General features: G+C 66.2%; 22 protein-coding genes and 1 tRNA gene. 8 read left to right on the top strand and 15 right to left on the bottom strand.

All coding sequences use genetic code 11. The features are described 5' to 3' along the window. Positions 1 to 36: 36 nt before the first annotated feature. Positions 37 to 1,176 carry a citrate synthase gene (citZ, locus tag M0R89_RS06880; protein WP_248651813.1) on the top strand — a complete coding sequence of 380 codons (1,140 nt, stop codon included), beginning with the start codon at positions 37 to 39 and terminating at the stop codon, positions 1,174 to 1,176. Between the two features lie 296 nt (positions 1,177 to 1,472). Here the strand turns inward: citZ and M0R89_RS06875 are convergent, their stop codons facing one another. After that, on the bottom strand, positions 1,473 to 2,837 hold the full coding sequence (locus M0R89_RS06875; protein ID WP_368408865.1) for an MATE family efflux transporter: 1,365 nt from the start codon (positions 2,835 to 2,837) through the stop codon (positions 1,473 to 1,475). 252 nt (positions 2,838 to 3,089) lie between these two features. On the opposite strand from M0R89_RS06875, the gene M0R89_RS06870 reads away from it, so the two are divergent. The 5 genes from M0R89_RS06870 to M0R89_RS06850 all read left to right on the top strand — a co-directional run bounded on the left by M0R89_RS06870 (position 3,090) and on the right by M0R89_RS06850 (position 5,785). Then, on the top strand, positions 3,090 to 3,497 hold the full coding sequence (locus tag M0R89_RS06870; RefSeq protein WP_248651811.1) for a gamma-glutamylcyclotransferase family protein: 408 nt from the start codon (positions 3,090 to 3,092) through the stop codon (positions 3,495 to 3,497). 287 nt (positions 3,498 to 3,784) lie between these two features. Beyond that, positions 3,785 to 4,996 (top strand): threonine ammonia-lyase, encoded by a 1,212-nt coding sequence (ilvA, locus tag M0R89_RS06865; protein WP_248651810.1) that lies wholly within the window; start codon positions 3,785 to 3,787, stop codon positions 4,994 to 4,996. 45 nt (positions 4,997 to 5,041) lie between these two features. Continuing rightward, entirely contained in the window at positions 5,042 to 5,422 is a 381-nt protein-coding gene (locus tag M0R89_RS06860) for a Rid family detoxifying hydrolase (RefSeq protein ID WP_248651809.1), read from the top strand. A 1-nt stretch (position 5,423) separates the two neighbouring features. Continuing rightward, positions 5,424 to 5,636, top strand: coding sequence for a DUF7981 family protein (locus M0R89_RS06855; RefSeq protein ID WP_248651808.1), 213 nt, complete (start codon positions 5,424 to 5,426; stop codon positions 5,634 to 5,636). Positions 5,637 to 5,703: 67 nt separating this feature from the next. Further along, positions 5,704 to 5,785, top strand: a tRNA-Ser gene (locus M0R89_RS06850). Between the two features lie 52 nt (positions 5,786 to 5,837). Here M0R89_RS06850 and M0R89_RS06845 read toward each other — a convergent pair. Continuing rightward, positions 5,838 to 6,179, bottom strand: a complete 342-nt coding sequence (locus tag M0R89_RS06845; protein WP_248651807.1) for a DUF8070 family membrane protein — start codon at positions 6,177 to 6,179, stop codon at positions 5,838 to 5,840. Between the two features lie 295 nt (positions 6,180 to 6,474). Here M0R89_RS06845 and thsB point away from each other — a divergent pair, with 295 nt between their 5' ends. Next, positions 6,475 to 8,130 (top strand): thermosome subunit beta, encoded by a 1,656-nt coding sequence (gene thsB, locus M0R89_RS06840; RefSeq protein ID WP_368408859.1) that lies wholly within the window; start codon positions 6,475 to 6,477, stop codon positions 8,128 to 8,130. 148 nt (positions 8,131 to 8,278) lie between these two features. On the opposite strand, the gene M0R89_RS06835 is transcribed toward thsB, so the two are convergent. Further along, positions 8,279 to 9,043 carry a hypothetical protein gene (locus M0R89_RS06835; RefSeq protein ID WP_248651806.1) on the bottom strand — a complete coding sequence of 255 codons (765 nt, stop codon included), beginning with the start codon at positions 9,041 to 9,043 and terminating at the stop codon, positions 8,279 to 8,281. 239 nt (positions 9,044 to 9,282) lie between these two features. On the opposite strand from M0R89_RS06835, the gene M0R89_RS06830 reads away from it, so the two are divergent. Continuing rightward, positions 9,283 to 10,278, top strand: coding sequence for an ornithine cyclodeaminase family protein (locus M0R89_RS06830; RefSeq protein WP_248651805.1), 996 nt, complete (start codon positions 9,283 to 9,285; stop codon positions 10,276 to 10,278). 56 nt (positions 10,279 to 10,334) lie between these two features. Here M0R89_RS06830 and M0R89_RS06825 read toward each other — a convergent pair whose 3' ends face one another. The 12 genes from M0R89_RS06825 to M0R89_RS06770 all read right to left on the bottom strand — a co-directional run bounded on the left by M0R89_RS06825 (position 10,335) and on the right by M0R89_RS06770 (position 20,894). Continuing rightward, positions 10,335 to 10,586 (bottom strand): DUF7535 family protein, encoded by a 252-nt coding sequence (locus M0R89_RS06825; protein WP_248651804.1) that lies wholly within the window; start codon positions 10,584 to 10,586, stop codon positions 10,335 to 10,337. Positions 10,587 to 10,740: 154 nt separating this feature from the next. After that, entirely contained in the window at positions 10,741 to 11,346 is a 606-nt protein-coding gene (locus M0R89_RS06820; RefSeq protein WP_248651803.1) for an OsmC family protein, read from the bottom strand. Positions 11,347 to 11,572: 226 nt separating this feature from the next. Further along, positions 11,573 to 12,076 carry a hypothetical protein gene (locus M0R89_RS06815; protein WP_248651802.1) on the bottom strand — a complete coding sequence of 168 codons (504 nt, stop codon included), beginning with the start codon at positions 12,074 to 12,076 and terminating at the stop codon, positions 11,573 to 11,575. An 84-nt stretch (positions 12,077 to 12,160) separates the two neighbouring features. Then, on the bottom strand, positions 12,161 to 12,613 hold the full coding sequence (locus tag M0R89_RS06810) for a peroxiredoxin (protein WP_248651801.1): 453 nt from the start codon (positions 12,611 to 12,613) through the stop codon (positions 12,161 to 12,163). Between the two features lie 63 nt (positions 12,614 to 12,676). Beyond that, positions 12,677 to 13,120, bottom strand: a complete 444-nt coding sequence (locus M0R89_RS06805) for an Hsp20/alpha crystallin family protein (RefSeq protein ID WP_248651800.1) — start codon at positions 13,118 to 13,120, stop codon at positions 12,677 to 12,679. A gap of 334 nt (positions 13,121 to 13,454) precedes the next feature. Further along, a complete protein-coding gene (pheA, locus tag M0R89_RS06800) occupies positions 13,455 to 14,267 on the bottom strand; it encodes a prephenate dehydratase (protein WP_248651799.1) in 813 nt (270 codons plus the stop codon). 402 nt (positions 14,268 to 14,669) lie between these two features. After that, complete coding sequence (locus M0R89_RS06795) at positions 14,670 to 14,885, bottom strand: hypothetical protein (protein ID WP_248651798.1); 216 nt, start codon at positions 14,883 to 14,885, stop codon at positions 14,670 to 14,672. A 99-nt stretch (positions 14,886 to 14,984) separates the two neighbouring features. After that, the gene (locus M0R89_RS06790; protein ID WP_248651797.1) at positions 14,985 to 15,194 is read right to left on the bottom strand and encodes an HVO_0649 family zinc finger protein; all 210 of its coding nucleotides are present in this window, start codon (positions 15,192 to 15,194) and stop codon (positions 14,985 to 14,987) included. A gap of 119 nt (positions 15,195 to 15,313) precedes the next feature. Next, positions 15,314 to 16,738: a dihydrolipoyl dehydrogenase gene (lpdA, locus tag M0R89_RS06785; protein ID WP_248651796.1), complete on the bottom strand. Its 1,425-nt coding sequence runs from the start codon at positions 16,736 to 16,738 to the stop codon at positions 15,314 to 15,316. A 70-nt stretch (positions 16,739 to 16,808) separates the two neighbouring features. After that, positions 16,809 to 17,945: an acyl-CoA dehydrogenase family protein gene (locus tag M0R89_RS06780; RefSeq protein WP_248651795.1), complete on the bottom strand. Its 1,137-nt coding sequence runs from the start codon at positions 17,943 to 17,945 to the stop codon at positions 16,809 to 16,811. A gap of 70 nt (positions 17,946 to 18,015) precedes the next feature. After that, entirely contained in the window at positions 18,016 to 19,233 is a 1,218-nt protein-coding gene (gene ilvA / locus M0R89_RS06775) for a threonine ammonia-lyase (RefSeq protein WP_248651794.1), read from the bottom strand. Positions 19,234 to 19,319: 86 nt separating this feature from the next. Further along, positions 19,320 to 20,894 carry a dihydrolipoamide acetyltransferase family protein gene (locus M0R89_RS06770; RefSeq protein ID WP_248651793.1) on the bottom strand — a complete coding sequence of 525 codons (1,575 nt, stop codon included), beginning with the start codon at positions 20,892 to 20,894 and terminating at the stop codon, positions 19,320 to 19,322. Between the last annotated feature and the right edge of the window lies 1 nt (position 20,895).

The following is a 20,895-nucleotide window of genomic DNA, read 5'->3' as shown; positions in this document are numbered from 1 at the left end:
ATAATGCTTTTCCGGTCATGCCGAGAAGTTCAACGCATGTCAGAAGAGGTCAAGAAAGGGTTAGAGGGCGTCGTCGTCGCAGAGTCAGGACTTAGCTTCATCAACGGCGACGAAGGTCGCCTCATCTACCGCGGGTACGAAATCGAGGACCTCGCGCAGAACGCGAGCTACGAGGAGGTCCTCTACCTGCTCTGGCACGGCGAACTCCCGACACGGGACGAACTCGACGAGTTCTCGGCCTCGATGGCCGCCGAGCGAGAACTCGACGAGGACGTGCTGGACACGGTGCGAAAGCTCGCCGAGGCCGACGAGGAACCGATGGCCGCGCTCCGGACCGCGGTGTCGATGCTCTCGGCCAACGACCCCGACGACTCCGATGCCGACCCGACCGACCGCGAGGTCAACCTCCGGAAGGGACGGCGCATCACGGCGAAGATTCCGACCGTCGTCGCGGCGTTCAAGCGCATCCGCGACGGCGACGACCCGGTCGGACCCCGCGAGGACCTCGGCCACGCCGAGAACTTCCTCTACATGCTCAACGACGAGGAACCCGACGAGGTGCTGGCCGAGACGTTCGACATGGCGCTGGTCCTCCACGCAGACCACGGCCTGAACGCCTCGACGTTCTCCTCGATGGTCACGTCCTCGACGCTCTCGGACCTCCACAGCGCCATCACGAGCGCGGTCGGCACCCTCGCCGGACCGCTCCACGGCGGCGCGAACGCGAACGTCATGAAGATGCTGAAGGAACTGGACGAGAGCGGCAAGGACGCCAAGACGTGGGTCGACGACGCCCTCGACCGCGGCGAGCGCATCATGGGCTTCGGCCACCGCGTCTACAACGTCAAGGACCCCCGCGCGAAGATTCTCGGCGAGAAGAGCGAGGAGTTGGGCGAGGCCGCGGGCGACACCAAGTGGTACGAGATGTCGGTCGCCATCGAGGAGTACATGCAGAACGAGAAGGGTCTCGCGCCGAACGTGGACTTCTACTCGGCCTCGACCTACTACCAGATGGGCATCCCCATCGACCTCTACACTCCCATCTTCGCCATGTCGCGCGTCGGTGGCTGGATCGGCCACGTGTTGGAGCAGTACGAGGACAACCGCTTGATTCGGCCCCGAGCGAAGTACACCGGGTCGAAGCAGGAAGAGTGGGTTCCCATCGACGAGCGGTAAACCTCGGGTAATCGTACTGCGAGCGAACGACGTGAGCGAGCAGGCCGAGGGAGGACCACCGGGACGACCGACGGCTTTTGATCAACCTTTTGCCAGCGAAGGAGCGAGCGAAGCGAGTGACGAGCGTAGCAAAAGGTTGCGGACGACCGCCTGATTCGGCCCCGAGCGAAGTACACCGGGTCGAAGCAGGAAGAGTGGGTTCCCATCGACGAGCGGTAGAGTCGTAACGGTCGCTTCCTTTTCTTTCGGGTTTCGAGTCGTCTAACCCCGGTATTCCAGAGCGAATCAGGTGTTCTTCACGACGCTTCTTCGACGCTCCCCCGCTCCTCCATCATCGCGGCCGCCTTCCCGGCCCACCCGCCCCAGCGGAACCCGGCCGCGACCACGAGAAGCGCCCAGACGAAGTACAGGAAGATGCCCGCGTAGACCCCCTCGACGCCGAACCCGAGGTAGACGCCGAACAGCCACGAGAAGCCGACCATGAAGCCGAACATTCCCGTGGTGCGGGCGACGAAGGGCGTCCGGGTGTCGCTCCCGCCCTGCAAGGCCCCCGAGAGGACGACGTAGAGGACGAGGAACGGCGAGACGAGACCGTAGACGCGGGCGAAGTCCGCGGCGTATTCGAGGGTCGCGGGGTCGTCGGTGAACAGGCGGACGAACCACTCTGCACCGAAGAACAGCAGGATGCCGATAGTTCCGACCGTCACGAGACCGAGCGCCGAACTCGCCCACCCTTCGAACCGGGCGCGGTCCGGGTGGCCTTCGCCGAGCGACTGCCCGACAATGACGCTGGCGGCGACATGGTAGCCCCGCGAGAGAGGACTCGTGACCTGTTGGTGCATCCGCCTGCCGATCTGGTAGGCGGCGTTGACCTCGGTGCCGAACGCGAGCAGGATGGCGTTGAAGGGGAACTCCGCGACGGTGGCCGCGAGGCCCTCCGCGATTCTGGGCGCGCTGACCTCCAGCAGTTGCTTGGCGATGGTGGGGTCGGTGGGCCGGGCGAACGAGGCGGCGGCCCACGGACCGCGGATGGCCGCGAGGAGTGCGACCGCGGTGAGCAGGTTTCCGAACGCGGTGGCGATGCCGACGCCGAGGATTTCGAGTCGCGGGACCGGACCGACTCCGAGGCCGAGCGCGACGGTCCCGAGGATGTTGAACAGGTTGGAGACGACGTTGACGTACATCGGCGTCCGGGTGTCGCCGGTCCCCTGTAGCGAACGCGCGGCGATGAGCGCGACGTGGCGGGCGGGTGCGGTGACGAAGATGACCGCGAGGTAGGTACCGCCCATCTCGGCGACGTCCGGCGGCGCCCCGAGCGCGGCGATGGCCGCCTCGCCCGCGAACAGGCCGAAGAGAACGAAGGGAACTCCGGCCAGAATTCCGATGACGATAGCCTGCGTGATGGCCTCGTTGCGATTCGCGGTAGCGTCGCTCTCCGCGTCTCCGACGCCCTCGTCGTCTGAGACTCGGCGCGTCTTCGATGCGCCGGTGTCCTGACTCGACAGCGCGATGGCTCCGCTTCCGAGACCGAGACCGATTCTGAGCGGGAGTCTGGCGAACAGGTCGGCGAGTCCGATCGCCGCGACCGCGGCGGGCGAGAACAGGCCCGTCACCACGATGTCGGTCGTCCGCATCAGCGTCCGGAGCGTCTGCTCGGCCATGATGGGCCACGAGAGCGAGAGGACGCGCCGCCAGACCGCCAACACGCGAGCGCGGACGGACTCGGCCATGCGTTTTTCGTCCGCCGGTGGCGGTTTGAGTGTATCGGAAGAGCGAGGGGGTCGCCACAGGTCCTCCGGCCGACTGCGAGCGAACGCACTGAGCGAGCGGGCCAAGCGACGACCGGAGCGAAGCGGAGGGAGGAGAGCAGGCTTTTCATCAACGTTTTGCAAACGAGGGAACGAGTAACGCGAGTGACCGAGTGCAGCAAACAGTTGTTCGTCTATGGGACGCTGACCGACCCGGAGCGAGTCGCCAGCGTCGTCTCGACGTACGAGTTTCTCGGCGAGGCGACCCTCCACGGTCTCCACCGCGTCGATGGGAGGTACCCTACGCTCGCGCCGGGCGGAACGGTGTCCGGGCGCGTCCTCCGCACGGAGGAAATCGAAGCGATAGACGCGTACGAAGGGGTCGAGAGCGGACTGTACGTCCGAGTATCAGTTCCGCGAGACGCTTCAGAGAGCGACCCGGAGGTCGACGTCTACGTCGGCGACCCGGTGGCTCTCGGTGCCGACGCGGAGTGGCCCGGAACCGGGTCGTTTCCCGAGCGAGTTCGACGCTTCGTCCGCGAGAACGAGGTCGTCGTTCGCTCCCGCGAGTGAGCAAACGGCCGTCAGCTTTACGTCTGACAATTGCGTGTGCCGCCCGTCAGACGTTCGGGGTAAACCGTTGCCATCTTGCGTTTTTCACTTTCACTCCGTCCACCGGGGCTTTAAGTGTGTGCCGTGACACGAATCAACTGCGCGTCACACGCTTCGCGCCCATTTCCCCCTTTCCCCCTGTTCCCACCCCGGTAGTCGTGACTGTCGGCAGTTTCGGCGTATTCGGTCCCGTCGGGTCGAAATCGTAGTGAAAAAGCGTTAAAGAGACGCCGAGAGTAGATTACGCCATGATAGACCTCTCGGACGTTCTCGACGCGCGGGTCCGGGTCGAAGAGACCGCCCGGCGGACGCCGCTCGACTACTCTCACACGTTCTCGGACATGACCGGCGCGGAGGTCCACCTGAAACTGGAGACGTTCCAGCGCACCGGGTCGTTCAAAATCCGGGGCGCGACCAACCGCATCGAGACGCTCACCGACGAGGAGAAGGCCGCAGGTGTCGTCACCGCCAGCGCGGGCAACCACGCGCAGGGCGTCGCGCTGGCCGCGACCAAGACCGGCGTGGACTCGACCATCGTGATGCCCGAGAACGCGCCCATCTCGAAGATAAAGGCGACTCGCGACTACGGCGCGACGGTCGTCCTCCACGGCGACGACTACGACGAGGCGTCCGAGAGGGCCCACGAGATAGAACGAGAGCAGGGCCGGACCTACGTCCACGCCTTCGACGACGAGATGGTGATGGCCGGACAGGGAACCATCGGTCTCGAAATCGTCGAAGACCTCCCGGAACTGGACACCGTGGTCGTCCCCATCGGCGGCGGCGGGCTAATCGCGGGCATCGCGACTGCCATCAAAGAGCAGAAACCCGAGGCCAGAGTCGTCGGCGTGCAGGCCGAGGGCGCGTCGAGTGCGGCCCAGTCGCTCCGGAAAGGCGAGGTCCACACGCTCTCCTCGGTGGACACCATCGCGGACGGCATCGCCACCCGGAGCGTCGGCGGGAAGACGTTCGAGGTCATCGACGAACGCGTGGACGAGGTCGTCACGGTCTCGGACTCCGAAATCGCCGTGGCGGTCACGCACCTGCTCGAACGCGCGAAGACGCTCGTGGAGGGCGCTGGCGCGGTGGCGCTGGCGGCGCTGCTGTCGGGTGCCATCGAGTACGACGAGGACGAGATCGTCGTCCCCGTCCTCTCTGGCGGTAACATCGACATGAATACCCTCACGACGGTCGTTATGCGCGGACTGGTCGAGACCGGACGGTACGTCAAAGTCCGGACGGTCCTGAAGGACCGACCGGGTGCGCTCGACGACCTCATCGACGTCATCTCCGAGCGACAGGCGAACATCTACGGCATCCAGCACGACCGGACCTCCCGCGACATCGCGATGAACGCCGCGGAGGTCGAACTGGACCTCGAAACCCGCGGCCCGGACCACGTCGAGTCCCTGCTCTCGGCGCTCCGCGAGGAGGGGTTCGACGTGGAGGTGCTGGCGTAGGACTCGCTTGCCTAAGTTTAAGTTGCAGGGCGCGAAGAAACCGGTATGAAGCGAATCATCAGCACGCAGGACGCGCCCGAGGCGGTCGGCGCGTACAGTCAAGCGACGACCAACGGCGACATGGTGTTCACCGCGGGCCAGATTCCGATGACGCCCGACGGCGACCTGCTGGACGACGAGGAGATTGCAGTCCAGACCCGCCAGAGTCTCGAGAACGTCAAGGCCATCCTCGAAGAGGAGGGCCTGACGATGCAGGACGTGCTGAAAGTCACGGTGTTCCTCGACGACATCGAGGACTTCGACGAGATGAACGACGCCTACAAGGAGTACTTCCAGGACAATCCGCCCGCCCGGAGTGCGGTCGAGGCGGGCAACCTCCCGAAGGGCGTCGGCGTGGAAATCGAGGCCATCGCCACCAGCGAGTAGCGTGACGCTGGAGTTGGGCCCGGTTCGGCCCCGGGTGAAGGCGAGTCTCCTCTGGGGGGTCGTCGGTCTGCTGGCCTTTCTGGTCGCCGTGCAGGGGTACGAACTCGTCACGGGGTATCGCTACTCGCTGGCGGTCAAAGGGAGCGTGGCGCTTGCCGTCGGCGTCGGCGCGGCCGGCCTGTCGTATCTGGCCGAGGGAAGACTGTTCGGATAGGCCGCTCGGCCGCCCAATCGACGCAAAGGGAAGGCTTTAAACGCGGGACGGGACAACTTTCACACGAGCCAGGATGGCCGAACGGTAAGGCGCACGCCTGGAAAGCGTGTTCCCTTACGGGATTCAGGGTTCAAATCCCTGTCCTGGCGTTTTCTCCTACGAACGATGCCGCGAGCGTCGCGTGTACTCGGACGGTCAGTCTCAGAGGAGAGTCGAGAGCGCCGCGATACCGAATCCGACCAGTCCGATGGCGTAGAACAGCGGCGCGACACCGAGCGGGTCGTCGGACTCGCGCGGTGCGAAAATCCCGTCGCTGCCCTCGCTCAGGGCGTGGGCTGACCCGGCCGGGCTCCCGCCGGACATCGGCGCGCCGCCGCCCCCGTCGAGGGCGGCCCTGCCGATGAGGAGCATCCCGACGGCGATAGCTCCGATGAGCGCGTAGGGACCGAACGGCCGCGGGAGGAGATAGGCGACCGTGACCGTCCCGCCGCCGGCCAGTACCGTGTACTTGCCACCGTAGTGTGCGAGGAACTCCCAGTCCATACCCGGAAGATGTCCATCAACTGTATAGATTTTCCCCTACTCTCCGTCACGTCCTACTTCGTATGGGGCCACCGAACACCGAAACATAACGCCCAACGCAGGCGTTTGCATATAAATCCCGCCCTTGAACTCGCCCCGAACGGCGGCGTTTCCGTGCGAAGAATTCCCAGAGTATCGCGCGGTACCGAGTTTCTTCCGAGCGATTTCCTGCCCCGGAACAGGCCAGTTCGTCACGTTACCAAATAACAGGGAAGAAAAGATTTATATAGAATCACAATCAATCAATGGGTGTACTATGAGTCAGCGAGGACAGCGAATGCAAGGCCAGCCGATGATCGTAATGTCCGACGAGTCCCAGCGCGTCAAGGACAAGGACGCGCAGGAACACAACATCTCCGCCGCCCGCGCCGTGGCGGACGCGGTCCGCTCGACACTCGGACCCAAAGGGATGGACAAGATGCTCGTCGACTCGATGGGCGACGTGACCATCACGAACGACGGCGTGACCATCCTCAAGGAGATGGACATCGACAACCCGACGGCCGAGATGATCATCGAGGTCGCCGAAACCCAAGAGGACGAAGCGGGTGACGGCACCACGACCGCCGTCGCGGTGACGGGCGAACTCCTCAAGAACGCCGAGGAACTCCTCGAACAGGACATTCACCCGACTGCAATCATCAAAGGCTTCCACCTCGCCAGCGAGAAGGCCCGCGAGGAGATCAACAACGTCGCCGAGAGCGTCGACCCCGGCGACGAGGACCTCCTCCGCAAGGTCGCCGAGACCTCCATGACCGGCAAGGGCGCGGAACTCAACAAGGAGGCGCTCTCCCAGATTATCGTCGACGCGGTCCAGCAGGTCACCGTCGACGGCACGGTCGACCTCGAATACGTCAAGACCGAGACCCAGACCGGCCGCTCGGCCGGCGAGTCCGAGCTCCTCAAGGGCGCGGTCATCAGCAAGGACCCCGTCCACGACAACATGCCCAAGAGCGCCGAGAACGCCGACGTTCTCCTGCTCAACGAGGCGGTCGAAATCGAGGAGACCGACGTCGACACCAGCGTCAACATCGAGGACCCCGACCAGCTCCAGAGCTTCCTCGACCAGGAAGAGGAACAGCTCAAGCAGAAGGTCGACAAGATCGTCGAGACCGGCGCTGACGTCGTCTTCTGTCAGAAGGGCATCGACGACATGGCCCAGCACTACCTCGCGAAGGAAGGCATCCTCGCTGTCCGCCGCGTCAAGAAGAGCGACATCGGCTTCCTCAAGGAAGTCCTCGGCGCGAGCGTCGTCTCGGACCTCGACAGCGCAACCGCCGACGACCTCGGCAAGGGCGACGTGACCCGCGACGAGGGCGACGAACTGTTCTACGTCGAAGGAGAGGACAGTCACGGCGTCACCCTCCTGCTCCGCGGTTCGACCGACCACGTGGTCGACGAACTGGAGCGCGGCGTCACCGACGCTCTCGACGTCGTCGCCCAGACCGTCTCGGACGGTCGCGTCGTCGCCGGCGGCGGCGCCATCGAAGTCGAAATCGCCAGCCGCCTCCGCGACTACGCCGACTCCGTCTCCGGCCGCGAGCAGTTGGCCGTCGAGGCGTTCGCCGACTCGCTGGAACTCGTCCCGCGCGTCCTCGCCGAGAACGCCGGACTGGACTCCATCGACACGCTCGTCGACCTGCGCTCGGCCCACGAGTCCGACGACGAGCGCGCCGGCCTGAACGTCCACAGCGGCGACGTGGTCGACACGCTCGACGCGGGCGTCGTCGAACCCGCTCACGCCAAGGAGCAGGCTGTCTCCAGTGCCACCGAGGCCGCGAACCTCGTGCTCAAAATCGACGACATCATCTCCGCCGGCGACCTCTCCACCGACAAGGGTGACGACGAGGCCGGCGGACCCGGCGGCGCTGGCGGCATGGGCGGCATGGGCGGCATGGGCGGCGCAATGTAAACACAGGCGCACGCACTATCGCCTGACGCCTACCGATTCGCCCGCCGACGCAGCGGCGTAACTCCCGACCCCGTACGTCGGTCGAACTGCTTTCATCTAACCTCTTTTCGCGCGTGCCGGTCAGTATCACCGACCAGCGGAGACCGCGTTACAACAACCCGCCTTCGGTGAGTTCGACGCGTCCCGACGCGCGTCCGACGTCGGGCACGACCAGTTCGTGACTGTACGTGCCCGGCGAGAGGTCGTGGCCGAGCGTCGTCTCGATGTCGTCGACGGACGGTCCGAACCCCACCCGCGTCTCGCCGTTCGGTTCGATTCGGACGCCGTTCCGGGAGAACACCAGTTTCCCCTCGAACCGGTATTCGACCCGCTGGATAGCGGCCTGCGAAGCGGCGTTCGACACCGTCGTCGCTACGGTGAACTTCTCGTCGAGCGGAACGCTCGTAGGCGCCTCCAGTGACCCCACTGAGAGCTTCTCGGGGAAGATGTCGCTACTCTTTACGCTGACACTCGCGGTTTCACGACCGCCGTTCGACAGCCGAATGCCGTGAGTGTACGTGCCCACGTCGATGTCACTGCCGTACGACGTTTCCACGATGACGGGACTGATAGCGTACGACGTGGTTTTGCTCCCGCCCGCCGGTACTCTCACGTCGCTGAAGAGCGTCTTCTGCCCTTCGAACTGGTACGTGACCGTCACCATTCTGGCCGCGTCGGCCGTGTTCCGGAGGGTGGTTCTCGCGGTGTACTCCCTTCCGGGCCTCATCGTGTCCGGGAGGCTGACCGACGTGATAGTCACGTCTGGCCCAGTAGCTGTCTCGGTCCTCGTTTCCGTCACCTCCCCGCCGGAGAGACGCAAACAGCCGGACGTGACTGCAGTCGCTCCGAGCGCGAGCAATCGTCGTCGCTCCATCGCCTGACTGTTATTCATCTCTTCGATAATTCTTTCGGTGAATCACCTCGGGGTGAAGTGGTTCTCACCATCAAGGAAGACCGAAGGTCGTCCGAACGACCCGGGGCACTTGGCCTGCCCCTACTGGCGATTCGGACGGCGGAAAATATTCGGCCCGGAAGCCGACGTCGAACCCCTCCTCGGTCCCCGTTCGGCCGTTTCAGAATGAACTAAGTGCCGGCGCTCGGAATCTTGCGAGTATGGAAACACTCTTATTGAATCGGGACGCCGTAGACGCGAACACTCAGATGGCGGAGGTCATCCGGGCAGTCGAGGACGCGTTCGCCGCGTACGCCCGCGGCGACGCCCAGATGCCCGCCAAGTCCTACATCGACCTGCCGCAGTACAACGGGGACTTCCGGTCGATGCCCGCCTATCTGGAGGCCGACGACTGGGACGCGGCCGGAATCAAGTGGGTCAACGTCCACCCGGACAACCCCGAGAGCTTCGACCTGCCGACCGTGATGGGCACGATGGTCTACTCGAACCCCGAGAACGCCTTCCCGCTCGCCATCATGGACGGGACCGAACTGACCATGAAGCGGACGGGCGCGGCCGCCGCGGTCGCTACCGACCACCTCGCGGTCGAGGACGCGACGACGATGGGCGTCATCGGTGCCGGCGTCCAGTCGTACACGCAACTGGAGGCCATCTCGGAGGTCCGACCCATCGAAGAGGTCGTCGTCAGCGACTTGGACGAGGAGCGAGTCGCCGACTTCATCGAGTACTTCGAGGACGACTTCGAGGTCCGGGCCGGGTCCATCGCCGAGGCCGCCCAGTGCGACGTGCTCTCGACGGTGACACCGGTCGAGGACCCCATCGTCTCCCGCGAGGACATCGGCGACCACACCCACGTCAACGCGATGGGCGCGGACGCCGAGGGCAAGCACGAACTCGCCGACGAGATTCTGCTCGACGCCAAACTGGTCATCGACGACCACGCCCAGACCACCCACTCGGGCGAAATCAACGTCCCGTACCACGAGGGCGTCCTGACAGACGACGACATCTACGGCGAAGTCGGCGACATCGTCGTCGGCGACTTGGAGGGCCGGACCTCCGAGGACGGCATCACGGTGTTCGACTCCACCGGTCTCGCCATTCAGGACGTGGCCGCGGCCCACGTCGTCTACGAACACGCCGACGACAACGACAACGGCTACCCCTTCGACCTCATCGGCACCGGAACGCAGTAAGCAGGTATCGCGGCGGTCCGAGCGGACCCTCCCCGACGGACCGGATCCGTCGCCGGTCAGCGAACCCGGTCCGTCGGCGCTTTTCGGGCGAGAAAGCCCGTGATTTTCGAGACCACCCAGACGACCACGATGAACGGCAGGAGCGGAATCAGTAGGACGACCAGTCCCAGACCGTACGCGATTCCGATGGTCGTCATCTCGGTGTCGGGTCGCCCGCGGTAGGACGGCGTGACCGTCCGCACGACCTTCCGGACCGGCGCCGGCACCACTCCTTCGTCTTCGGTTTCGTCGGAACCCCCAGAACTCATACAGTGACCTATCGACGCCCGGAGCGATAAGCGTTTGTGGCGGCCCGGCCGACCGCCGTCACAGCAGGTCGTCGGCTTCGCTGGCCGACGGTAGAACTATTGGATATTCAGGATTTCGGGGTTAGACCGCGGAAAATGGGACCGCTCGGCCACACTACGCCGGTCGCGCGTCCTTGAGGTGTACCTCGGGCGTCATCTCGTGGGACCCCGACAGCAGGTTGAACACCGGGGAGCGACGCGCGCCCTCTCGGAGCGTCTCGGCGTCCTCGTCGGTGAGTCCGGGACCGCTGACTTCGATGTCGATGGTGAAGTCGTCGTAGGTCTCGTCCGACCGCTCGACGCCGCGAACGCCGAACAGGACCCGCGGGTCGAGGTCGAGGCCGACCGTCGTTTCGAGGCCGTCGAGGTCGATGTCGTTCTCCATCGCCACGATACCGACGGTGGCGTTGATACAGCCAGTGAGGCCGGCCAGCGCGACCTCAACGGGTTCCGGCCGGTCGGTGGGGTCCACGAACCCCGCGTCGGCTTCCACTTCCTTGTGCGCGCCGAGTGGGAAGGTGTACTCGCGGGTCTCGCGCCGAATCTCCTCGCCTCCGAAACTGTACGCGTCGAGTTTCGCCAGCGTGTGCATCGCACGTCCCTCCGCGACGCCGCTCGCGCCGAGTCGGAGCATCGCGTCTTCGGGGTTCTCGGTCATGTTCTCGACGAACGCGCCGTACTCTTCCAGATTTACGCCGTGCTTGATGGTCTCTGAGGCCATGCGAGAGGCTACGCCGGGCGAGTTATTAATGATTTTTAATTATGTTCTAGAACGTCGCCGAGTAACGCTCTCGCTCCCGCGTCGCGAACGATGACACGATTTCGGCCGCCTCCCTCTCGCCGGGCAGTCGGCGAGCGACAGGCCCCGGACGTGTTAGTTGTCTCGAAGGTCGAGCCGCGAACAACACGTCGGCCCGCCGGAGTCGCGTCGCTGCTCCGACCCCGAGTCACTCCCGGAACTCCGACCGCTCGGACCGGTGCGGGCCGAGGAAGAACCTGAATCCGAGACCGTACACGAGTCCGTACGAGAGCGTGAGCGTCAGCGCGTAGGCCACCCCGAACCCGGCGAGCGGAACGCCGAGTTCGATCCCGAGCAGGTCGAAGAGTCGGGGCACTCCGAACGGGAGCAGGAATCCCAGAACCAGCAGCGTGACGACGACTTCGATTCGCCGGTCGTGCGCGGCGGGCGCGGACGGCCGGGACCGGACCCACAGGTAGCCCGCGGCGAACGCCGCGGCGGCGGAGACGGCGAACGCCCGCGAGAGGTCGAGCGAGACCGGGGTTCGGGTGGCGTGGAGGTACCAGCCGGTCGCCAAAACGCCGAGGAAGAAGACGTACGCTCCGGTTATCGCCCACTGGAACCCGCCGACCAGTTTGGCGGCGAGCGTCGGTTCGGTCGGCGGCGCGGCGAGCGACTCGGCGGACTCCGGAGGCCCCGGCGAATCGACCATACGGGTTGCTCGTCGGCCCGGCGAAAAACGGTGTCGGCGAGCGCGACCCGCTCGCCGCCGCGTTCGGTCGCGGTTGTGCTTCGGCTACTCCAGCGCGACTAACTCGTCGTCGAGCATGTCGCTCAGAACGTCGCGGGCGTGCCCGTCGGGGTCCACGCCCTCGTAGACCGCCTTCACCTCGCCGTCGGCGAGGACGAAGGTCGTGCGGGGAGCGGACCCGCGCGAGGCGTCCACGCCGAAGGCGTCGGCGATTTCGGCCTCGGGGTCGGCCAGTAGGTCGAATCGGAGGTCGTACTTCTCGGCGAACTCCTCGTGGCTCTCGACGTCGTCGGTCGAGACGCCGAAGACCGAGACGCCGGCGTCGTGGTAGCTCTCCAGTTCGGCGTCGAACTGCTCGGCCTCGGTGGTACACCCCGGCGTGTCGTCGCGGGGGTAGAAGTACAGCACCGTCGGTTCAGAGAAGTCGAGTTCGATGGTCTCGCCGCGCTGGTTCGTCGCTTCGACCGTCGGCGCGTCCGCGCCCGTTTCGAGCGTCATGGACCCAGATTACGGGCGCGACGGCAAGGTGTTTGCGCTTGGTAGCGACCGAGAGAGTCGGGCCTACTCGATGTCGATGCTGTGGGAGTCCCCGTCGCCCGCGGTCAGCTTCTGGAGCGTCACCGTCAGCACGCCGTTCCGGTACTGGGCGGAGACGTTCTCCTCGTCCACCTCTTCGGGGAACGTCACCGAGCGGTTCACCGACCGGTGGCGTCGCTCCTTCCGGATGTACTGGCCGTCCTCGTCGTCGCTGTCCTCGGTCTCCTGTTGGGTCTCGGCCCGAATCTGGAGGTGGTCGCCCCGGAGCGTCACGTCGATGTCCTCCTTCTGATAGCCGGGCAAGTCGGCGGTGACGACGAACTCGTCGCCGTGGTCGGCCACGTCGACGGACGCGCCGCTGCCGCTCAACTGCTCCATCGCGCCGCCGCCCATCGACTGCTCGAACTGGCGGCTCATGCGTTCTATCATCTCTTCTAAGTCCTCGAACGGATTCTTTCGTCCTGCCATAGTTTCCCCCGGGCGCCGGTCGCCCGTTGGGTGTCCGACGCGTTGGGTCTTAAAAATTCAGACCGGGAGGCCGGTCCGAGGGTGGTCGGCGGGTGGTCGGTCGGTGGGAGGTCGGTGGGAGGTCGGTGGGAGGTCGGTGGGAGGTCGGTGGGAGGTCGGTGGGAGGTCGGTGGGAGGTCGGTGGGAGGTCGGTGGGAGGTCGGTGGGAGGTCGGTGGGAGGTCGGTGGGAGGTCGGTGGGAGGTCGGTGGGAGGTCGGTGGGAGGTCGGTGGGAGGTCGGTGGGAGGTCGGCGAATAGTCGGCGAGCGGTCGGTCGGCGGGAGTCGGGTCCACCTCAGTAGACCACGTGTTCGGTGTCGTACGACCCGAGTCGCCGGACCCACCCGTTCTCCGCGATGTCCTCCACGTCCGCGATGGCCTCCTGTGCGCGCTCCTCGTAGAGACCGGCCGCGAAGTCGATGTGGAACACGTAGTCGCCCAGTCGCTCGCCGCTCGGGCGCGACTCGACCCGCGTGAGGTTGACGTCCCGGTCGGCGAAGGGTTCGAGCAGTTCGAGCAGCAGACCCGGGTAGTTGGCGTTCGGGTAGACCACCAGCGAGGACTTGCCGCCCGCCTCCGACTGTTCGGCGACCGGCGCGATGACGAAAAAGCGGGTCGCGTTCGAGTTGCGGTCCTGAATCCCCTCCGCGACGACCCGGAGGTCGTCGTCGCCGCTCGCGTTGTCCGGGTGGCCGATGCCCGCCACGTCGGGGTTCTCGCGGGCGTGTTCGACGCCGCGGGCGGTGCTGGCGACCGCTTCGAGGTCGGCGTCGGGGTACTCGGCTTCGAGGTAGCTTCGGCACTGCGCCAGCGCTTGGGAGTGGCTGGCGACGACCGAGAAGTCGTCGCGCTGGGCGAGGAGCGCGTGGCGAATCGGAGTGACAATTTCCCGGACCGCGGCGACTTCGCGGTCGGTCAGCGCGTCGAGCGTCTCGGTGACGCTCCCCTCGATGCTGTTCTCGATGGGGACGACTCCGCGCTCGAACTCGCCGTCCGCGACGGCCTCTACGATGGCGGTGACGGACTCGCGGAACTCCACCTCGTCGGCGACTGCGCTGGCGGCGCGGTGCGAGTAGGTCCCCTCGGGACCGAGCGTGACTGCTTGCATATGCCACTCGTTTCGCGGTAGCGACTAAAAGGGCGTCGGGTGTGACAGATTTTCTCGATGGACGGAGTGAACGCAACTTAGCATAGATTTTTGTTTGCTAGAGACGTGTGTAGAGGTCCTTTAGGATTCTCTATCGTTCTTCGAAGAAGCCACACGTCACTTTCCACGGCGGTCGGCGCGTGCGGACGCGGCGCCGGTGCGCCGCGGCCACCGCGCGCGAGACGAGCAACGCGGGCCGAAGGCCGAAGAGCGGAACCGGTCGGGCAGGACGTGGTCTGCCGTCGCCGTTCGGGACGATAGACTCCTTTATACCGGCAGTAGCACGCTTCTCTCTACAGAATCCTCACTTCCGCAAATGGAGCTGGTGACGAGAGAGATAAGCCGAACGACGGTTCACGCCCGCTACTCCTCGCCTAGCGCCGTCTCATCCAGCGGAACCGCCGTCAGCCCGCCCTTCTGTGCGCCCGTGAAGTAGTACAACACCACCTCGGCCTCGGTGTCTACCCACCGGTAGATGGTGTTCTTCGCGGTGTGCTCCGGTTCGTCCACCGCGATGTTCTCGACGACTTCCCAACCGTGTTCGTTCTCGGGCGGCGCTTCGGAGCCGGACGGTCCCATGTCACCGAGAGCCCGCTCCCACCGGATAAAGCTACTCAGTTGCGAATCTGAAATAGCGGCGTCGCTCGCCGCTCGGACGCCTACTGCACCGGGTCGAGGTCACTCCCCGCCGAGTTCGAACGTCCGCCGTCGGACGTGGCCGCAACTGGGACAGAGGTGGCGGTACCGAATCCGATTACCGCCGGTCGCAGCGAGCCACCGCCCGTCCTCGTCGTCGTACCCGCACTTCGGGCAGACGAGGTCCTGTTGTTCGAAGCGCGCCCGGAGTCGCTCGAAGGGGGACAGCCCGCCGGTTCTTCCGTGGGACATACTGTGGTGTTCGTTACCAATCAACATAATTGTTCGCTACGCTCCGGTCGCCGTCGCTCTCGCGGACTCACTCCGAGAAAGTGGAAAAAGGACTCGCTACCCGTTCGGCGCGCGTCGAGTTACCGGTTCAACGTGTGAATCGCGTGCCCCAGCGCGTTCTCGGCGGCCTCCATCACGGCCTCGCTGAGCGTCGGGTGGGTGTGAATCGTCGCGGCCACGTCCTCCAGCGTCGCGCCCATCTCGATGGCCAGACCCATCTCGGCGATGAGTTCGGAGGCCTCCGGCCCGACGATTTGGGCACCCAACAGGAAGCCGCTGGGTTCGTCGGCGACGATGCGGACGAAGCCCTCGGCGTGGCCCGTCGTGAGCGCGCGACCCGAGGCGTTGAACGGGAATTCGCCGACGGCCGGTTCGAAGCCCTGCTCCTCGGCCTCCGCCTCGGTCATGCCGACCGTGCCGATTTCGGGGTCGGTGAACACCGCCGCGGGGACCGCCTGATAGTCGAGCGCCGAGGGTTCGCCCGCGATGACCTCCGCGGCGACCTGCCCCTCCTTGCTGGCCACGTGGGCGAGCATGGGTTCGCCCGTCACGTCGCCGATGGCGTGGATGTGCTCCACGTTCGTCCGCGCGCGGTCGTCGGTCGGGATGAACCCGTCCTCGTCGGTCTCGACGCCCGCGTTGTCGAGTTCGAGCGTGTCGGTGACGGGTTCGCGGCCGACCGCGACCAGCACCTTCTCCGCGCCGAACTCAGAGACTTCGCCGTCCTCGTTCTCGGTCCTGACGGTGATGCCGCCGCCCGACTCCTCCCACCCGCTGGCGGCCTCGCCGAAGTGGAAGTCGATGCCCAGTTCCTCGGCCTTCTTCTTGACGGGGCGCGCGAGGTCGTCCTCGTAGCCCGGCAGGACCGAGTCGAGCATCTCGACCACGGTCACGTCGGTACCCAACTTGGCGAAGACGCCCGCGAGTTCCATCCCGATGTAGCCCGCGCCGACGATGACGAGGCTCTCGGGCACCTCGTCCAGCGCGAGCGCCTGCCGGGAGTCCAGCACCGGGTCGTCGCCGAAGTCGAAGCCCGGCACCTCGATGGGACGACTTCCGGTCGAAACGATGGCGTGTTCGAACTCGACAGTCTCGGAGCCTTGGCCCTCGCCGCCGTGGACGATGCGGGCCTTGTCCTCGCCGGCGAACTCCGCGCGGCCCTCCATCAGTTCGACGCCGTTGGCCTTGGCGAGTTTCTCGACGCCCCCGGTCAGTTGGTCCACGACGCCGTCCTTCCAGCCGACCATCTCGTCCATCTCCACCTCGGGGTCGGCGTAGATGCCCATCTCCTCGGCGTGGCCCGCCTCGTGGGCGAGGTCCGAGGCCGTAATCATCGCCTTCGAGGGGATACAGCCGTAGTTCAGGCAGGTCCCGCCGTAGGCGTCTTTCTCCACGAGGGTCACGTCCAAGTCCAGTTGCCCCGCGCGAATCGCGGCGACGTAGCCGCCCGGTCCCGCACCGATTACCAACACGTCCGTTCCCGTCGAGATGTCTCCGACGACCATATGTCCGGTAAGTCGGGCTTGGTGGTGAAAAATCAGGTGGATTTTGCGGCGAGATCGGGTTGGTAACGTTTCACTCGAAGTCCGTGTACACCGCGTCGGCCAGCGAATTGCGGTGGAGTTCGTTCGGTCCTCCGGCGACGGTCAAGAGTCGGGCGTCCCGGAGGTAGCGCTCGACGTGGTGGTCGGTCGTGTACCCCTTCCCTCCGTGGAGTTGCATCGCGTCGTTCGCGTTCTCGACGGCGGCCTCCGTCGCGCGGACCTTCGCCGCGGCGAACTCCCGACGTACGTTTTCGCCGCGGTCGGCGCGGTCGGCGGCCCGGAGCGTCAGCAGGCGGGCCGCGTCGGCGCGCTGGGCCATCTCCGCCACGTTCCACCGGACGCCCTGAAACTCCCCGATGGACCGGTCGAACTGCTCGCGCTCGGCGGTGTAAGCTGTCGCGTCTTCGAGCGCGGCCCGAGCGATGCCGACCCCGCGGGCCGGGACGTTCACGCCGGTGTGGACCTCGCCGCGCTGGACGTACGCCTCGCCCTCCTCACCGACGAGGTTTTCGGCGGGTACGCGCACGTCCGACAACCGAACTCGGGGCGACTTCACGTTACGCGCGCCGAGGGTCTCCCACACCGCCTCGACCTCGAACTCCTCGGTCGGGACGAGGAACGCGCTGATGTTGTGGGGCGCGTCGGCGTCGGGACCAGTCTTCGCGTAGGTGAGGACGACGTCGGCGTGCTGGAAGTTGGTGACCCACTGCTTGTGCCCGTCGATGACCCACTCGTCGCCGTCTTTCTCGGCCGTCGTCTCCATCGCCAGTTTGTCAGACCCGGCGTTCGCCTCGCTGAGGCCCAGCGCGCCCACCGTGTCGAAGGTCGCCATCTCGGGTAGGTACTCCTCGCGCTGGGCGTCGGTCCCGAACCGTTCGATTACTGTCGCGACGCCCAGATTGAGCGCCAGCGCGCTGGCGACGGTCATCATTGCCGCCGCAAGTTCCTCGGTGAGAACGACTAGTTCGACCAGTCCCTCGCCGCGGCCGCCGTACTCCGCTGGGAGCGTGATGCCCGCGTACCCCCGGTCGCCGAGTTCGGCCAAGATGTCGCCGGGGTACTCCTCGTTTCGGTCGAGTTCGATGGCGCGCGGACGAATCTCGGACTCGGCGAACTCGCGGACCTCCTCGCGGAGCGCTCGCTGGTCCTCGGTCAGTCGAAACGGCATGCGCAGGCCTACGACGCGGAGGGAGTAATAGGTTCGCCGACAGGATTCGTCGACGCTTCGGCGAGGTCGGTCACGCCACTCGTTCGACCTCGTAGCCGGCGTCCCTGACCTCCTCGATTATCTTCTCGGCGTGGCCCGTCCCGCTCGTGACGACCTGAAAGACCAGATACGCCTCGCCCACGCGCAGGTCGTCCACCGCGCGGTCGTGGCGGACCGTCCGGATGTTCGCGCCGGTGTCGGCGATGATGCCCGAGAGTTGGGTCATCTCGCCGGGTTCGTCCTCGATGCGAACCCGGAGGCGCATCAGTTGGCTCCGCTCGGTCAGCGCCTGCGTGAGGACGGTCTGGAGCATCGAGATGTCGATGTTGCCGCCCGAGAGGACGGGAACGACCGTCTCGCCCGACACGTCGAGGTCCTCGGAGAGGACCGCGGCGACGGAGGAAGCGCCCGCCGCCTCGACCAGTTGCTTGGCGCGTTCGAGCAGGATGAGTTCCGCGCGAGCGATTTCGTCGTCCGTGACGGTGACGACCTCGTCCACGTGTTCCTCGATGAGACCGAGCGTCAACTCCGAGATGCCGCCCGTGGCGATACCGTCCGCGATGGTCGACGGGGAGTCGATGGAGGTCGGGATGCCCTTGTCGAGGCTCTCGGGAACCGTCGCGGCCTGTTCGGCCTGCACGCCGACGACGCGGACGCTCGGGTCGAGTTCCGCCAGCGCGGCGCTGACGCCGCCGACGAGACCCCCGCCGCCGATGGGAACGACCACGGTGTCCGCGTCGGGCATTTGCTCGTGGATTTCGATGCCGATGGTTCCCTGTCCCGCGACGATGGCCGGGTCGTCGTAGGCGTGGACGAACTCGGTGTCGTCGGCCTCGGTCAGCGATTGGGCGTACTCCATCGCGGCCCGGAAGTCCTCGCCGCGCAACTCCACGTCCGCGCCGTACCCGCGGGTGGCCTCGACCTTCGCCTGCGGCGCGTTCTCGGGCATCACGATGGTCGAGTCCACGCCGGTCTCGGTCGCGGCCAGCGCGACGCCCTGCGCGTGGTTGCCCGCGCTGGCGGCGACGACGCGTTCGGTACCGCCGCGCGATGCGACCTGCTGGAGTTTGTTGTACGCGCCCCGCGTCTTGAACGACCCGGTGCGCTGGAGGTGTTCCATCTTGAGGTGGACCGCCGCGCCGGTCATCTCGCTCAGCGACCGACTCCGCTCGATTTCGGTGCGCTGGACGACGGACTCGTCGAACCGCTCGCGCGCGGCCTCCACGTCGCGCAGGGTGACTTCGGTCATATTTGCCAGTATGCGAGGAGATGTATATCAGTTTCTCAGTTCGAGCGAGAGCGAAGAGAGCGGGGACGAAGACGAGCGTCGAGACCCTACTCCAGCAGCAGGAGTTCGGGGTTCTCGACGTACTCGATGAACGTGTTGGCGAACGCCGCCGCGTCGGCACCGTCCACGATGCGGTGGTCGATGGACAGCGAGATGGGCAGGGTGTGCTTGGCCACGACCTCGCCCTCCTCGACGACCGGGCGCTGTTTCAGTTCGCCGATGCCGAGGATGGCCGCCTCGGGGTAGTTGAGGATGGGCGTCGCGTACTCGCCGCCGATGGCGCCGAAGTTGGTGACGCTGAACGTCGAACCCTGCAACTCGTCCCGGGAGATGGAGCGGTCGCGGGCCTTCTGGACCACTTCGTTGACCTCGCTGGATATCTGGAGCAGGCCCTTGCCGTCCACGTCGTCGACGACCGGCACCATCAGTCCGGCGTCGGTCGCGGTCGCCACGCCGACGTTGTAGTAGTTCTTCCGGAGGATTTCGCCGGCCTCCTCGTCGAGTTCGGCGTTCAGTTTGGGATGCTGCTTGAGCGCGGCGACTACGGCCTTCATCACGAACGGCATGTAGGTCAGCCGGATTCCCTGTTCTTCGGCCTTCGGCTTGAGTCGCTCGCGGGTGTTCACGAGTTCCTCGACGACGGCGGTGTCGTGGTGCGTGACGTGGGGCGCGGTGTACTTCGACTGCGACATCGCGTCGCCGATGGTCTTGCGAACGCCCTTGTACTGGATGCGCTCGACTCGCTCGCCCTCGGGCGTCGCGGCCGCGGTTTCGGCCTGCGCCTGCTGGGCCTGTCGCTGGGCCTCGGCGTACTGCATCACGGCCTCGCTGGTGACGAACGCCTCGCCGTCGCGCTGTTCGGTCGCCGGGACCGCGTTCAGGTCTACGCCCTGCTCGTCGGCGATTCGCCGGGTCGCGGGCGCGGCGAGCGTCCGCTCGCGGTCGGCCGCCTCCGGGGCGGGACCGCCGGTCGCGCCAGCGGTCGCGGTCGTCGGCTGAGCGTCCTGCTCGCGGGTCGCTCCGACCTCGCCGGTCGGCGCCTCGGCCTCGGCGGGCGCCTCGTCGGTCGCATCGCCGGACGCTTCGCCGCCGGACTCTGCAGCCTGCCGCACGTCCTGCTCGGTCACGCGACCGCTCGGTCCGGTGCCCTCGACGGCGGCGATGTCCACGCCGAGTTCGCGGGCGACGCGGCGGGCGCTCGGCGCGGCGAACACGCGTCCCTCGCCGGTCGAAACCTCCTCGGCGACCGTCTCCTCGGTCGCGTCGCCCTGCGTCGTCGCCTGCTCGGCTTCGCCCGACGCCTCGGACTCTGGGGCGGTCCCGGCGTCGGACTCCGCGGCCCTCCGGGCTTCGCCCTCGGTCTGGCCCTCTTCGACCGGTTCGCCCTCCACGTCGAAGGTGATGATGACCGACCCGACCTCGACGACTTCGCCCTCCTCGGGGATGATTTCCCGGACCGTGCCGTTCACCGGCGACGGGACCTCCACGATAGCCTTGTCGGTCTCGACCTCGGCGACCGCTTGGTCCTCGGTGACGGTGTCGCCCTCCTCGACCAGCCAACTGACGATTTCGCCCTCTGCGACGCCCTCGCCCACGTCGGGGAGTTTGAATTCTCGTACCATG

It is taken from the genome of Halorussus limi (assembly GCF_023238205.1).
Taxonomy (GTDB): Archaea; Halobacteriota; Halobacteria; order Halobacteriales; family Haladaptataceae; genus Halorussus; species Halorussus limi.
The sequence above is the reverse complement of the archived record's forward strand: the minus strand, read 5'-3'. Positions and strand labels throughout refer to the sequence as shown.